Source organism: Candidatus Paceibacterota bacterium (assembly GCA_035452965.1).
GTDB lineage: Bacteria > Verrucomicrobiota > Verrucomicrobiia > Limisphaerales > UBA8199 > UBA8199.
Map to the genome: position 1 here is coordinate 50076 of DAOTCE010000019.1, position 13763 is coordinate 63838.

The 13763-nt window shown below is 52.4% G+C and carries 12 protein-coding genes and 1 pseudogene; 6 read left to right on the forward strand and 7 right to left on the reverse strand.

Annotated features, from left to right (window positions below):
- Window positions 1–264: 264 nt before the first annotated feature.
- Both P5205_14555 and P5205_14560 read left to right on the forward strand, forming a co-directional pair.
- Window positions 265–1074 carry a site-specific DNA-methyltransferase gene (locus P5205_14555; protein HSA11584.1) on the forward strand — a complete coding sequence of 270 codons (810 nt, stop codon included), beginning with the start codon at window positions 265–267 and terminating at the stop codon, window positions 1072–1074.
- Between the two features lie 18 nt (window positions 1075–1092).
- Entirely contained in the window at window positions 1093–2091 is a 999-nt protein-coding gene (locus tag P5205_14560) for a hypothetical protein (GenBank protein HSA11585.1), read from the forward strand.
- A 253-nt stretch (window positions 2092–2344) separates the two neighbouring features.
- Here P5205_14560 and P5205_14565 read toward each other — a convergent pair whose 3' ends face one another.
- From P5205_14565 to P5205_14580, 4 genes are all read right to left on the reverse strand, one after another.
- Window positions 2345–2572 (reverse strand): hypothetical protein, encoded by a 228-nt coding sequence (locus tag P5205_14565; GenBank protein HSA11586.1) that lies wholly within the window; start codon window positions 2570–2572, stop codon window positions 2345–2347.
- 28 nt (window positions 2573–2600) lie between these two features.
- On the reverse strand, window positions 2601–2891 hold the full coding sequence (locus P5205_14570) for a hypothetical protein (protein ID HSA11587.1): 291 nt from the start codon (window positions 2889–2891) through the stop codon (window positions 2601–2603).
- A 24-nt stretch (window positions 2892–2915) separates the two neighbouring features.
- Window positions 2916–4292: a hypothetical protein gene (locus P5205_14575; protein ID HSA11588.1), complete on the reverse strand. Its 1377-nt coding sequence runs from the start codon at window positions 4290–4292 to the stop codon at window positions 2916–2918.
- Window positions 4293–4700: 408 nt separating this feature from the next.
- The gene (locus tag P5205_14580; GenBank protein HSA11589.1) at window positions 4701–6500 is read right to left on the reverse strand and encodes a recombinase family protein; all 1800 of its coding nucleotides are present in this window, start codon (window positions 6498–6500) and stop codon (window positions 4701–4703) included.
- Window positions 6501–6507: 7 nt separating this feature from the next.
- On the opposite strand from P5205_14580, the pseudogene P5205_14585 reads away from it, so the two are divergent.
- A pseudogene (locus P5205_14585) lies at window positions 6508–7539 on the forward strand (YifB family Mg chelatase-like AAA ATPase).
- 48 nt (window positions 7540–7587) lie between these two features.
- The gene (locus tag P5205_14590) at window positions 7588–9165 is read left to right on the forward strand and encodes a recombinase family protein (protein ID HSA11590.1); all 1578 of its coding nucleotides are present in this window, start codon (window positions 7588–7590) and stop codon (window positions 9163–9165) included.
- A 215-nt stretch (window positions 9166–9380) separates the two neighbouring features.
- Here P5205_14590 and P5205_14595 read toward each other — a convergent pair whose 3' ends face one another.
- From P5205_14595 to P5205_14605, 3 genes are all read right to left on the reverse strand, one after another.
- A complete protein-coding gene (locus P5205_14595) occupies window positions 9381–9779 on the reverse strand; it encodes a hypothetical protein (protein HSA11591.1) in 399 nt (132 codons plus the stop codon).
- Between the two features lie 264 nt (window positions 9780–10043).
- Entirely contained in the window at window positions 10044–10337 is a 294-nt protein-coding gene (locus P5205_14600; protein HSA11592.1) for a hypothetical protein, read from the reverse strand.
- 1391 nt (window positions 10338–11728) lie between these two features.
- Window positions 11729–12640: a LamG domain-containing protein gene (locus P5205_14605; GenBank protein ID HSA11593.1), complete on the reverse strand. Its 912-nt coding sequence runs from the start codon at window positions 12638–12640 to the stop codon at window positions 11729–11731.
- Between the two features lie 71 nt (window positions 12641–12711).
- Between P5205_14605 and P5205_14610 the strand changes: the two genes are divergently transcribed.
- The gene (locus tag P5205_14610) at window positions 12712–12939 is read left to right on the forward strand and encodes a helix-turn-helix transcriptional regulator (GenBank protein HSA11594.1); all 228 of its coding nucleotides are present in this window, start codon (window positions 12712–12714) and stop codon (window positions 12937–12939) included.
- Window positions 12940–13108: 169 nt separating this feature from the next.
- Window positions 13109–13759: a recombinase family protein gene (locus P5205_14615; GenBank protein HSA11595.1), complete on the forward strand. Its 651-nt coding sequence runs from the start codon at window positions 13109–13111 to the stop codon at window positions 13757–13759.
- The last annotated feature ends 4 nt before the right edge of the window (window positions 13760–13763 follow it).

The following is a 13763-nucleotide window of genomic DNA, read 5'->3' on the forward strand; positions in this document are numbered from 1 at the left end:
GTATTGCGTTCTTTTACAAACAAGGCAACGGGGTCCGTGCAGGTCAGGATACGTTGCTAGACGGTGAGCTGGTCCAACAGTTTCCAAATCAGCTTCATTGCCGTGCCGTAGCGAATCGAGCCGCATTGATGCGAGCCGAAATGCAACGCCTAAACTGAGCTTCCTTTCATCCCACAACGCCACGCGAGCGCGGCAGGTCACTCCTGCCGCGCTTTTTATTTTGTTTATTAGAGTTACGCCCCGCCCGCCCTACCATAAAGCGTTATGCTCTCAGAAGCGGAATACCAAGACAAAGTGATATGCGGGGATAGTGCTCAGGTATTGGCCAGGTTGCCCGATTGTTGCATTCATCTAATCGTGACCTCGCCGCCTTACGACCTGCAAAGAACGTATCACAACTTCAAGGGCTTTGACTTTGAGGCAATAGCTAAACAACTATACCGCGTAGCGTGCGAGGGCGGGGTTGTGGTCTGGATTGTGAACGATGCCACCGTAAACGGGAGCGAGACAGGCACGAGTATGCGCCAAGCCCTCTACTTTATGGACATTGGCTTTCGACTGCATGACACCATGATTCACGAAAAGTGCGGGGCGAATTTCCCTGATAGGGTCCGCTACTGGCAGGCATGGGAATACATGTTTGTGCTGTCCAAGGGTAAGCCCCGCGTAGTCAACCTGATTGCCGACAGGCGCAACATTTACGCAGGCCAGAAAACACACGGTTGCGACAGGTTAGCCAATGGCGGGTTTAAGCCCAAGGTGCAGGGCAGATTAACGCCCGAGTTTGGGCCGCGCTTCAATGTGTGGAAGATTTGTCATAACAAGCGGGGGAGGTTTGACCATCCTGCGAGCTTTGCGCCCGAGCTAGCGCGTGACCATATTGCCAGTTGGTCAAGTATCGGGGATACAGTTCTGGACTGCTTTGCAGGCTCAGGAACTACCCTTTGCGCGGCAAAAGCTCTTGGAAGGCACTTTCTAGGCGTTGAAATTAGCCCCGAGTATTGCAAGCTGGCCGAAAGCAGACTGGCCGAGACGAAAGCACCAGAGAGGCAGGCACTTGCGTTCGCCGCTTGATTTTGATATGCGAAGGCCGTGAAACCGCTTGAAATCGAATCTTGGGCACTGCGCGTCCTGCAACTAGTAGAAAGCCGCCAGCGTGTGGAAGACCTAAAAGTGGAGCTAAAGAGCGAATGGCCTACCGATTTTAACAAGACCGCTAGACAGTTGGCGGGACATGCCAACTTCGCACGTGGGGAAAACATACTCTGGCTGATTGGCGCTGATGAGAAGCAAGGCGTCATTCGTGGTGCGAACTATGCCGACCTAGCTAGCTGGTTTCAGCAAGTCCAGTCGCCTTTCGAGAGTGTTTACCCGTCATTGGCGGGAGACATGAGCGTTGCATACAAGGGTAAGACGGTTGCTGCTTTATGCTTTGACACGTCCCGCTTTCCTTACCTAGTTCAGAATCCCGCATTTGGTAGGACCGCAGGGGATGGGGTGCAATTTGAAGTTCCTTGGCGTGAAGGCACAAGGACGCGCACGGCGACACGAAACGAATTGGTCTTGATGCTCGGGTCATTAGGCACTGTGCCAAAGGTTGAGATTCTGTACGCCGAGGCCATTTATGTTGTTGGCAAGCATTGGAATATCACTCTAGCGGTTTATGTGGTGCCCTTGGGTAGTGCAACGTTGACTTATCCGTTTCACAAGACCTCTGCGGTCCTCACGGTGGAGAATGAACGACTTGCAGATGAATTTGTTATCATGCTAGACACTCCCGAAGGTAAGCATCGGCGGTCACAACAGCGGTGGACAGAGTGGCACAAGAGGCACGAGACAATACCTGAGTCGCCTCCTGCACGGACGGAGATAATTGAGGCTACGCGAAGTGAATTAGTAATTCGCGGGTGCGGCAGAATTGAAATCGAGGGCACAGCCGAAACTCAGGTGGGCACTGAATGCGAAACTATTCAACTACAGGTAACACTTATTGAAGCTGCATCGGACTCACGGATACTCCTATCCGCGACGTTGACCAAACAGGCAGGCGGAACAGAGCAGGCGTGGCGCTATGACCCGCCAGCACAATAGGCTCAATTCCACCCCAAACACTAGTGGCGTGTCCGTTTCCTCTTTGTTCCAGCCGTAGTAATCTTTACATCATTCACGCTTACAAAAAGCCGCATTGAGCCTGCCTCGGGGAAGAAAAACCCGCAGTCGCAGCCCTCGACAAGGGGCTCGTAACGGCCTCGTATCCCGTAGCGCCCAAAGAAATGCTCAAGCTGCTGGTGCTCGTCGCACCATATTCTCTCATCAATGGTCTCGCCTATGTAAATCGCGGGCTTCACTTTTCGTATTCTTCCCAATTAAAGTAGAACATCTTGGAGGGAGAGTAAAAGAAACTCCCGACTACTCCATCACGTTTGCGCCTCACCGCTACATACGGAAACTCAAAACCAATGACCTCATACTTCTGGGCCAATTGCTGAGAAGTGAGGACATTTTCAGGCCCGTAGATTCTATCAAGCAACGCCCGCACTTCCAGTGCTTCTGTGTTTATCGCCTTTGCCATGTTGTCTATAAGCGTAGTTCCAGCGCGGTTACGAAGTGCCTGTACGACGCATGGAGTATTTCAATAAGGAAAAAGCACCAGACAGAGCAGCAAAGCCCGCAAGGCAACCCGTTGCTAATTCAAACCAAGGGAGACCCTGTTTATTTCTGTAATACTCAGCTTTTGAGTAGTCGTGGTCTTCCACAGCTTGGCGCTCAAGGAAGCTACGCCCCGAGTTCATGTCATCATAGAACGCCTTTGTGCGGTAAGTAGCCCTGAACATAACCACGGCGACTATGACTAGGAGAACACTACCCACACCACCGAGTATTCGCTTCATAAGAGGCGCGGGGCTATTTGGTTATCAGTTGAAGTGCTGCTTGACCTCCGCACCGCCTCGCTTCATGCCAAGGAACACTTCGCGGTGTTCGCCAATTCTTACCATAACATTGTCTGGCGCGACGTATTCCCAACACCAGACTTGGTTTTCGTTCAAGGTCCACGTCATCTTGGGAATGTTGTATGCCTGAGAAAAGGTTTTCATAAATGCCTCTGCGCTCAGGTCGCCCGCATTGAAAAGCAACCTAGAGCAGTTTTGACCAATACCGATGGCGGTTGCGTGTTTTGATGTATCTAACCAAACGTTTATCGCATAATCAGGTTTATCGAGCAGGCAGTTTAGGTCTTTGCTGAGTATTTCGATGAAGTAGGGTTGTTCTTTGCTCGGGTATAGATGCCAACGCGGCCCTAGTTTGTCTCGCACCACTTGTGGCAGTTCTTGGGCGCTCATGCCGATGTATAAGCCCTTCACCACGATTGGAGTTGCCTCGGAGGCTCGTGGGGGTGTTGGTTGCGGGCTGGCCTTCGTCTTGGGCTTGTCGCAGCCTACTACGGCCAGCGCAACGAGTGCCACGAGTAGAACGGAACGGGAGCAAGCAAGCAGTCTCATGGGCTTTTTCCCCACGCGAGGCGACAGCGGAAATGAAAGGGCGTGGAACTTGACAGACCGCCGCACCAGAAGCAAACCAAGACCGCTAACCATGAGCAGTGCGCTGCACGGTTCAGGAATCTCGCTCACGTTTATCCAATCAAGCTCTGTCACACTGCCATCGCTTATCCAACTACCACCGCCACCGCCTTCGCGGTTGGAAAGGCCGATTGCATTCCCATAGACGGATGAATCACTCGCCGTCAAAAGTGGATTAACCAAATCGTTGACGTAAAGAGCTACGTTATTTCCGTCGTCAGTGATGCGAAAATCGTAGAAGGTGTTGAGGGCCATTGGAAAAGTCCCGCGAGCCAGTTCCGTGCTGACACCAGGCCAGCCGTGAGTGACAATGAAAACGTTCCCTGCCGTTTGGTTGGAATCGTTCTCAATCGAGAAACTAAAACCGATGCCGTGGTCAAACTCTGCCCACGGATTCGACGTTATACCATCCGTTCTCGTAACTATCCTGAAAACGTCGTGGATGCTGCCCGCGAACTCGAACCTGCCAGTAATGTCCAGAGCGGCGGGAAATGATGCAGTGGTCAGCAACCTGCCTCGGTTTTGAAAGACGGCAGACCCGCCATTCTCAGTAATGGAGGAATCTGAGAAGGGTGTTGATGCTTGCCAAAGGGAGGGGTTTATCGTGCTTCCGTTGAAGTCATCATACAAGAGCGTCTGCCCTGCGGCCTGCCATGTGATGAACGCCAAAACCGCCGTCAGTAGTGTATCCAATCTGGTGCTGCTGTGTTTCATGCTGCGTTTCCTCGCGAGCCGACAGCGGAAATGAAAGGGCGTGGAACTCAACGCTCCACCGCCCTCAAGGCTCTGGACGAGCCTGTTACGGGATGAAACGCCAAGCCCACGCCGATTGTCGGCGTGAACTCGGCGCGGTCCCGTAACTAAAATTGTCCAGATTTTGAGGGCAACCGCAGCCAAAGCTACGCAAATTCGATTATTAGGTTTTCAGTCTATTCTCTCTGCAATGTCCTTTCGTTCAGGAAGCTTAAACCAGTTTCCCCGTGTGCTGCAATGTCAAAGTCGCTAGACTTGCGCGGACCCCTGTAAACAAAGGGCGAAACGATGTTCGGGGCATGGGGATTTTTAAGCATAAAAAAGCCCGCCAGCGGTTAAACTGGCAGGGCGTGCGGTGTGCGGGTGCCTCTAGGCTTCTACTAGCGCGGCCTCGCCTACCTGTATCGCCTGCTTAGGGTTGTCAGCAATCGTAACCTTGCCAATTTTCACGCTATGCGGGGTTTTCCACACTAGCACATGGTCAAGGTAGTCCTGTCTCTCGCCCCACAACAGGAAGCTGGTTGCGGCCTCATTCTTGTTTACTTGGTTGGCGGGTGTGGGGTTCCAAGCCAGTTCAAACCGCCCCTTGGGGGCTTTTGGTTCCTTAAGCTGTAGTGTGGCGGTGCGTTTCTCAGCGTCCAAGGTTAGGCTTTCAATCTGGTTTGCGAGCACAGCTTGAAGGCGTAGGCGGTTGTCAATCGTGGGCGGCACTTGCTGCCAGCCCGTTAGCGGGTTGTCCTCAATCGTGGCCGATAGGCTTTCAATCCGCCTACTCAGTGCCTTTGCTTTAGTCTCGTAAGCGTTCATCTTCTGCATGGCAATCGCGGGCTTGGCCTCTGCCGAGTCTAGCGCGTCAGCCCATATTTTGAGCTTGGCTTGCACGTCCTTTAGTTCCCCGTGCAACTTTGCTAGTTCATCGTGGCGCGTATCGGTTTCGGCCATTACTGGCAACACCTTTAACCAGAGCGTTGTTAAAATGGCGCGTTCAACCCATGAGTATTGGATTGTTTTGTAATCGCACCCGTTGCCGCGTAGAGCGTTGCTGCAAATCAAAGAGGTATAGTGATAGTGCCGCTCGCCGTGTGTGCAAGGGCTTTGCTTAATCACCATAGACGCCCCGCACTTGGCGCACTTCACAAGACCCGTGAAAAGGTTTGTTGCATTTGTCTTTGGTCCCTTAGCTTGGCCCCCCGCCCAACGGGGTTTACCCGTTTTGCTTTTTGGGTAAAGTATCTTCTTTCCCGTCACGGGGTCTGTTACGGTTTTGGGTAACATTTCTTGGACTTTGTAGAACGTGGCCTTGTCCACAACGGCGGGGTAGTAATCCGTAACTGATGGGCCAACGGGAACGCGCTCGCGGTCAACGTAGTTGCAAGGCTGGTACTCGCCAATGACGCCACGAAAGCAAAGGATTCGGCGCAAGTGAGTGTTTGACCAGCTTTTGCTTCTGTTTTGGTTGCCTTTGCCAAAGGTCGGGATTTTGTCTGCGTTCAACTCGCGCATTATGGTGCGAATGCCTTTGCCGTTGGCGTACGAATTAAAAATGCGCCTGACAACCTCGGCCTTTTCGTTAGGGGTAATCGTGTTGTGTTCCTTGTCCACGTCCAACCATGCGGGGGCCATCGTCGTTAGTTTCACCCCATCGGCGGCACGGGCTTTCTTCTGCTTCCAAGCCTTGCCCACACGGTCAGACAGTCTAGCGGCGTATTCGTTAGCTGCCGCTAGTTCAAGCAGGGCTATAATGCGGTCAATCGGCCTGTTAAGGCTTTCCCTAGTTAAGTGGTGCCCTCCCCTGTCAACGTAGATTTCAAGGCCCGCTCGCAGCATGTCTTTCAGCACGTCCTCTGCTGTGTCAATGTCGGCACGGGAAAAGCGGTCAAAGGCTTCAATAATCATCACTGCCCCCTGCGGTATTTTGCCTGCCCTGACTGCCTCAGTAATGGCTTTCAAGGTTTTGATGTTGTCGCCCTTGAAGGCGCTAACGCCCAAGTCTGCGGCGTTCAAGTCCTCCCTGAGAATCCATCCTTTTTCCTTGGCCACGCGAGGGGCAATTTCACACTGCCGCCTCTCACTGTCGCCTTTTGCTTGTATGCGGGAACTGAACCGAATATACGAGAAACAGATTTTAGCTGTTGAAACCTGTTCCTGAGTTTTAACTGTCGTTTTCATCTTAGTTGTGACATTTAATTTTCACTGCAACCCAAGTTGCCGTGCGAGTGGTACGACCTCTGGCACCGCAACTTTATTCGGTGAAAAGTTACCGCCTATTGTCATCGTGGGCCTCCCGGACGCCGCCGTCAAAGAATCGCGCGACCGGGTGATGACGGCGCTGATTAATTCCGGTTACAGTTTCACCTTTGGCCGCACCACGATCAACCTGGCGCCGGCGGATGTGAAGAAGGAGGGGCCGAGCTTCGATTTGCCGATCGCGGTGGGGATGGTGGCGGCGAGCGAGCAGCTTGAGACCGACCAACTCGATAATTTCGTGATGGTGGGTGAACTGGCCCTCACCGGCGCGGTGCGATCGGTCAAAGGGGTGCTGCCCATAGCATTGCGGGCGCGGGCGGCGGGCAAGGTGGGCATCCTGGTCCCGCCAGACAATGCCGCCGAGGCAGCGGTCGTTGCCGGCCTGCAGGTCATCCCCGTGCAGAACCTGCGCGAGGCGGTGAGTTTCCTGGAAGGCGAAACGAAGCTATCGCCGACGAAAGTGGACATCGCGCAGATCTTTGAGCAGGTGCCGGACGGGGAGCTGGACTTTGCGGAGGTCAAGGGGCAGGAATCGGTCAAGCGGGCGCTGGAGATCGCCGCGGCTGGGGGACATAACGTGCTTCTGATTGGGCCGCCGGGAACCGGCAAATCCATGCTGGCCAAGCGCCTGCCCACCATACTACCGCCGCTGACGCTGGACGAGGCGCTGGAGACCACCAAGATTCACAGCATCGCCGGGCTCCTGTCGCCCGGCCAGGCGCTGGTGACGCAGCGGCCGTTTCGCGCGCCGCATCACACGGCCAGCGACGCCGGTTTGTTGGGCGGGAACGCCAATCCCACGCCCGGCGAGATCTCTCTGGCGCACCATGGTGTGCTGTTCCTGGACGAACTGCCGGAGTTCAAACGCGGCGTGCTGGAGACCATGCGCCAGCCGCTGGAAGAAGGCCGGGTGACGATTTCGCGCGCGGCGGGCACGATGACTTTTCCTTCCCAATTCATGAACTGAGATGCTAGTTGACAGACTCGCTTTGTCGGGCATTCTGGCCGCATGAAGCGATTAGCAATCAGTTACCTGAGATTCTCAAGCTCAAAACAACGCAAAGGCGCGTCCTACACCCGTCAGATTGAGGCAACGGAAGCCTACTGCCGCAACCACGGTTTGACACTCGTTGACCAGTTGGAAGATTTGGGCGTGTCGGGGTGGAACGGGGCCAATCTTGATGACACAGCAGCATTGGGCGGTTTCCTCAAGCTGGCCCAAGATGGCAGAATCTCAAAAGGCACAACGCTCATTATTGAGAATCTGGACCGCCTGAGCCGCGCCAAGATTACCAAGGCTGTAAATGTGCTGACAGGCATTCTGCTACTGGACATTGCCATTGTAACCACGATGGACGGCAAGCGATACGCCAAGGATTGTGAGCCAACAGACTTGCTCATTGCCGTTACCATCCTGTCCCGTGGCAACGAGGAATCGGAAACCAAGTCCAAGCGCGTAAAAGACGCATGGATTAAGAAACGTGCCGCAATCAATCGGGGCGAATTTGTGAAGATGACACAGCACCCGAATTGGCTGGAAGTGAAAGACGGAAAGTATGTCCCCAAGACAGACGCGGCCAAGACGGTAAAAGCCATCTTTGAACTGTATGCCAGTGGCAAGGGCAGTCACGTTATCGCCAAGGAACTCAACAACGATGGGGTGCATACCTACTCGCGCCGTGGCGAGAAGTTCACCTTTTCCTCTATTGAGCGACTTTTGAAGTCGGAAGCTGTTATCGGCACTTGTGACGTTGTGGACCCGCCCAAGAAAGGTTACTGGCCTCGCGTTATATCGGATGAGCTTTGGTATAAAGTCCAAGCCCTGCGCCAACAGAACAACCATTACAAAGGCACGCGCAACGATGTTCAAAAGGTCAACTTCCTTGGCGGGTTGGCTGTGTGTGCAAAGTGCGAAGCTAAGGGCATCAAAAGCAGCATGGTTCGCTATTCCTGCACCGGGAAGAATGGTCAGCGTTACCACTACCTGACTTGTCACAACGCGAAGTATGGCGAGCACCCCCTTAACTTGGCACCTTATCAGGCAATCCAAGAATCGTTCATCTCAGGAATGAGCATCAACGGTTTCCTTGAACCATTCTTGAAGGCGAAAACGGATACCAGAATCCAAGACAAGACCCCTGAACTAGAGGGCAAGCTGATTGAACTGAATCAGCGGATTGCACGGTTAGCCCGACGCATAGAAGAAACGGACAACAACCAAGACGTTGTTAACCGTCTCAACGAGCTTCAAGCGGAACGCAAAGCCATACAGGCCGAGATTGAGGCAGAAGCCATTAGGGTCAAGGGTGCAACCAATGCCAACGCTGCCTATTACGAGTTGCTCAAACACCTAGACAAGAAGATTCAGGACAACGCTTTCCGCATGTCCCTGCGGAACTTCCTTCGCACCGTCATTGACAAAGTAAAAATCGGGCGCGATGAACAACGCAACCCGTTCTACTCTGTCCACTTCAAGAAATCCAAAGACGTTGTAACCGTTGAGCATTCAAACTCTCACAAGCCCGATAAATCCTATCGCGTTAGCCTGAATGGCACTTGGCAGGTTGGCGTTACTGAATTTGCTTAATTCCACAACGACACAACGCGCCCCGCTAGATTGACTCTGGCGGGGCTTTTTTGTTGGGGCAAGGGGTCATGCTCCCCTAAAGAATTTGGGCGGGGGCATCGTGCGTTGTGCATCGTCTATCGCAGTAGGCGCACACGATAACCCCCGCCCGTGGCTAGCAGAGAAGCGAGGGGCTAGCCAAAGGTTGGCCGTATGGGTTGCCAACCAAAGATTCCTTAACTGATAACGTCCAAGGTCAGCTTCTTAACCTTGCTGTTTTTGTCTGCCGCGTGCGCGACATACGTTGTCCTGCCAGCCGCGAAGCAGGACGGCACTTTGGGCAACGCACTTTCAATTTCCTCTTGGCTCAAAGCTTTGCCGTTAACTTCAACCGAGCATTTCAGGATATTCTGCCTGAGTCTTTCAATCACGCTGCGTAACCGGAGCAAACTGTTTGTTTCAATCTTCTGCTTGTTGGCAACCTCCAGTTGCTCGCGGATTGCTTGTGCATTTGGACTGAGGGGCAGAGAGGCTTTCGCTTCAAGTTGCTGCTTGAACTTCTGGCAGGCTTCCAGAATCACGGTCAGTGCTGTGTCCTCTCCGTAGTGCTGCACCAAAGTATCAAAGTGCCGCATAATTTCCTCAGAGTGTGAACCAAACTTTGAGGCAACCATGATTTGGAAGATAGCCCTTGTGTTCATGTCAGTCCTCACAATCTCTGGGCAGGGGGTCCAAGCTGCTGCTAGTATGGTCCATCAGGGCTTGCAGATTGTCCTGTGCGCGTTGCCTGTCATCGTCTGTGATTTGGTGGAACGTGACAGAGGGCTGATAATTGATTGGCTGTCCGTTATCGGCTGGGTTAGCTGGTGCGATGCTTGGTTGCATAATTCTAATTACACCTAGACAACCTGAAAAACAGGCTCGTCAACACTTTGAAGCAAGACAATGTGACCGGATTTCAGAGCCTTCTTGATGTATTTTTGAGTCAACTTCTTTACCTCTTGCGGGTCGAGGTCGAGGCTCTTGGTCAGGCTGTAAAAGTCCTGTGCTGTGAATGTCCTGTAATTGGCCAAGACCATTTTCCAGACTGCCGAAAATTCGGTTTCATGGCTGTTGCTGCCAGTGTCTTTGAGGTTGTCAATTCCGCTGGCAGGCAAGGGCTGGAATGAACAGTTTAGTTGAGGGGTTGGCATAGGCTTACTTCTCTTTCTTGGTTTCTTTTTGCTCAACGAATTGAACAAGGTCTGAGAATCTAAAAAGCTGGTTGCGCCGTGGGGCTGGTGGTGGTAGTGGCTTGAACACCCCTTTCCTGCGAAGCACGTAAAAATTCCCGCGAGACATAGAGAGCAGGGCTGCGGCTTGTTTTGCTGTCACTGTTAATGGTTGTAAATGCATAAAGTCTTTGTCTCTCTGTAATACACTTCTGATAGCACAAGAGAAATGGCGTCTATATGCAAAGCGGGAAGAGCCTCTAAGGATTTTCCTAGTCCCTGCTTGTGACCAAGAAAAAGCTCCAATCGCTTAGTCTCATTTCTCAGTGGCACGGTTCTAGGTGTAACTGTTTATGGTAGTCACTATGTTAAATGTTTTACTAAGAATCTTGTTGCGGGTCGTAGAGGATTTATCTTTCTCAAATATCTTTTGCGCCCGTGGCAGTGGCTACCCCCTCACTCAACAGAAGATGCTGAGTGAGGAAGGAATAGACCGGGGAAGCGAGTAAGGGTGTTGCTCTGGCCACTCTGCTTGCCTCTTACGTCAGAGACGGTCTGACATGGCGAACCGTCCAAGTATTATAGTTTTTCTAAGCCGATTTGTCGGGGGAAGTTTGATTGCTCCAAGCTCCCCAGAGCAAGGCAGGTTGGCGATTCTTTGCTGATACTTTGAAACCCAAGCAACGCCTTATGGCGAACGGCTTGGGAATTGTGGGCAACCCTCACCGCCGTTGACTAGCTTTCACTTGGGCTAGCCGCAACTCCCCGGCCTGTTCATTCCTTGAATGACAATCATTGTTGTTCAAGGAGAGTGGCCCCATTTATTGATTAAATTAGATTTACTATGCAAACAGACATTATCCCGGTCAGTGACCTTTTGAGGAAGAAACCGGATTGTCTCATCTACCACTTTTGCGGGAAGCCGATAACGGAAAGCGAGGTCCAGATTGAAGCCCAAATTCTAAGCTCAATTGAGCGTAACGGAACTGGCCTGTCTCTCTTTAGGACAGAGGGGATAGTCAAGGGGGAATTCTTTACACAGAGGAGAAGCACCGTTTATCAATTAAGACAGGGGCATACCAGAGCCGACTTTGCGTTTCTTAAGCACAATGAGCAAACCGTGGCAGACATCATTATGCTGTATCGTAATCCGATTTCTCAGGGTGACTATTTTTCTTTGAAGGACTTCGTTCTTAGAAAACTTTGCCTGACCTTATTTGATGTTGGAATTTCTATGATTTTGGGGACAGCGAGCCCCAACTCGATGGTTGTGAAAAAAAAGCGAACCGAAGAGGCCCTTGTGAAGCTCTACCAGCACCTTGGCTTTTCAAGGGTTCCCGGCTCCAATGAGGTCTTTATGACCAAGCAGGTTTTTACTGAGGCACTAACCGGAAGAAAAGTGCATTCCAGTTTTCAACGTCCCAGTAATTTGTCGGACGCCAGTAGGAGTCTGTTGCGGTGAAAGGTGCGCCCTGATTGGTCCAGTTCACCATGTCGGAGGAAACTTGGAATTGATAATTTGAGCCAAAGGTGAGGTTGCTCGAATCCACATACACCGCCTTGTGAATCATTATGCTGCTGTTGGATTCCACAAAATACAATTGTGCCACTTCATTTGATGACAGGGCGCGATTGTAAATGCGGATGTCGTCCAAGGCTCCTATCCAACGAAGGTAAGGATTGGCAGGCTCGTATCCGACATAAAGCGGCGTATTTGTGGTTGTATTCCACGAAGAAAACTCTGAGGCCGAAATGTATGATGGTATCGCCACACCGTTCGTGTAGAGACGAATCCCAGACAGACTATTCGAGTAGGTGTAAGCCAAGTGAAGCCAATGGCCCGTGCCTACATCCATACTCGTTCTCACGCTGGTCACATCGGAATAGATTCCGTTGGCCTGAAATACTCCCGGCACTAGGAAAAGTAGTCTTGAAGCCCTGCCATGCGAGGCGTTATCACCCCACCTGAGCAGGATACCATCTTGGATATTTGTTCGATAGCACCAAAGCGATACGGTTCGCGCCATGTTGCTGACAATGGGAAAGGCACTGGTCGAGGCCAAGTATCCAGTGCCGTCAAACCAATAGCTTCGCCCCGGCATACCAAAACGGTCAGGTTGTAGGGTTGCGCCATGATTGACCAAATGGATGCCGTTCCCGCTTGCGTCAACCCCGCTTCCATTAAACGGGTAGTAGGCAACCAAGCCGTTAGTAAGCCAAGCTTGCCCTTGTGCGGTTGTGACCATCGCGGCCACAACGCCCAGAAATAGATTTAGTTTTCTCATTGAGCGATGAGATTACCAACCCATTAGTAAAACCACAATAGCAGCGGATTGGTAAAATATCATTGGCGGCTATGGGCAGAACACCCAAAAGCCGCCGGGACAAATACGGCGCATGGCTTCAACACCTGAGAAAAGAGAAAGGGCTGTCGCAGGACGCTCTGGCCGAAATGACCGGGGTTCCGCAGTCCACGCTGGCCTATTGGGAACGAACCGGGAAGCTGACGGGCCGGGAAACCATTTTCAAGCTGGCCAAAGCCCTTGGCGTCTCAGTCACCAAACTCTTGCGGGAAGGCGATTAAACGCCCCGCCCCGCGCTCCCAGTGGCCCCAGAGCCATCCTGAGGCACTGGTTGAGGCGTTGACACCCCCAGACTTGCCCAAGCCCCGTAGCGGCTTGCCCAAGAATTATCATCTAGAAACGAATGTTACTAGTTGACACAAGAGGGCTTTTTGAGGTAATTTGGGGGCCATGAAACGATTAAAGTTCGTCGCCTACTACCGGGTAAGCACCGGAAAACAAGACAACGGCATTGACGCCCAAAAGGCGGCTGTAGCCCGATACCTCGCCTCCCTCGACTGTGACTTGCTGGCCAGTTTTGAGGAAGTGGAAACCGGAAAGCACAACAAGAGGCCGCAACTACAGGCTGCGATTCAACTCGCGAAGTCCAAGAAAGCGATTTTGGTTATCGCCAAGCTGGACAGGTTGAGCCGCAACGCGGCTTTCCTGCTACAACTACAGGATAGCGGGATTGATTTTGTTTGCTGCGATATGCCGAACGCAGACAAGTTGAGCGTTGGCATTTTTGCCCTGCTAGCGCAGAAGGAAAGGGAGATGATTTCTCAGCGCACCAAAGAGGGGCTGGCAGTCGTCAAGGCGCGTGGGGTGAAGCTTGGCAACCCAAACCCTGTCCCGTCTCTGAAAAAGGCTAGGGCAGCCTTCCAAGCGCAAAAGCGAGCCTTTGCCGCAGAAGCCTTGAAAGCAATCCGCGAAATTCAAAGCACAGGAATTGAGAGCCTGAACCGGATTGCCGATTGCCTGAACAAGCGGGGCGAAAAAACGGCAAGGGGCTGTAGTTGGACGGCAACGGCGGTCAAACGTTGCTTGGCTTGTGCGGTCTGAACAG